The following is a 1,286-nucleotide window of genomic DNA, read 5'->3' on the forward strand; positions in this document are numbered from 1 at the left end:
CGCACAAGTCAATGTTAGACTTGGTTCATCCCATGATAATCGTCTAGCCATACCTGTTTTTCCACCACCTAAGTGAAAACTGCCTTTCATATATTCAATTTGTAGTTCTAGAGGTAGATCTCTCCAGTATCCACCTTCAGGAACATGCGACATAATTTCGGCCTTTCTTTGAGGGTATTTTTGACTTATAGATTCAGGAACATCATCTTCATATAATTCACCAGCTTTGAAAGCATCACGCAGATTTAGAATGCGATGATAGGGAGACGGTTTCTCAAAATTAGCTTGGCCAACTAGATCTTTTCGAACACCAATAATTATAAGACGTTCACGCTTTTGAGGTGTTTTATAAAATAATGCTTTATAAATATCTTTCTCAACAATCTCATAACCTATTTCTTCTAGAATAGAAATAATGGTTTCTAATGTTTTTCCACCATCATTTTCCGCTAATCCCTTTACATTTTCTGCTAAGAAAACTTTAGGTTGAATTTCTTTGATAGCTCTAGCCATCTCAAAAACTAAAGTTCCTCGGATATCTTCAAAACCTAACTGTTTACCAGCATACGAAAAAGGTTGGCATGGGAATCCTCCTGTTAATAAGTCAACTTTTCCTTGTAAATGACGAAAATCAACATTAGCAATATCATCTTCAATTACGTTCCATTCAGGTCTATTAAATCGTAAAGTCTGACATGCAAATTTATCTTTCTCATTTAATAAAATTGATTTGAAGCCAGCTTTTTCTAAACCTAAAGCTAATCCGCCTGCTCCTGCAAATAACTCGACAAGAGAAAACTCTCTAATTGGAGTTGTTTTTTCTTGTTCTTGCCATGAGCTATTAAACATTGCAGAGAATTCGGGAAATTGAATTAACTGTTCTTTTTTATATGGTTTTTTGTGGGTTGCAGGATCTAGAATCGGAACAAGTTTTCCATTCTTCGCCCATGATTCAATATTCCTTTTAGAAACTGATAAGGCATCAGCAATTGTTTCTGCCGAGAAGCAATCATCAAAGGAAGTAAGTATGTTCATAGGTGCGTTAAGGTTATTACAGAACAAGTCATAAGTTTAACTCGGAAGGAGAGCCAGGTCCACAATTATTTTAGGAGTTTTAATAGTGTCAACGTTTGATAAAGATAAGGTCAAGGAAGTTTTAAGACCTTTAGTAAAATCAGCTTATGAATCTCAAGATTCTGCTGAACAAGATATGTATAGAAATACTATTGATGTTTTTGCCGCTACGATTGAAACAACTATCAAAGATATCTCTATGGAAGAGTGGA

1 protein-coding gene is annotated in these 1,286 nt (G+C 35.0%); it reads right to left on the minus strand.

The window, feature by feature from the left end; translation table 11 throughout:
• On the minus strand, positions 1 to 1,035 hold a 1,035-nt coding region (dcm, locus tag FTV38_RS17615; RefSeq protein ID WP_180023056.1), incomplete at its 3' end, for a DNA (cytosine-5-)-methyltransferase.
• Between the last annotated feature and the right edge of the window lie 251 nt (positions 1,036 to 1,286).

This window comes from Acinetobacter sp. YH16044, assembly GCF_013417145.1.
GTDB lineage: Bacteria > Pseudomonadota > Gammaproteobacteria > Pseudomonadales > Moraxellaceae > Acinetobacter > Acinetobacter amyesii.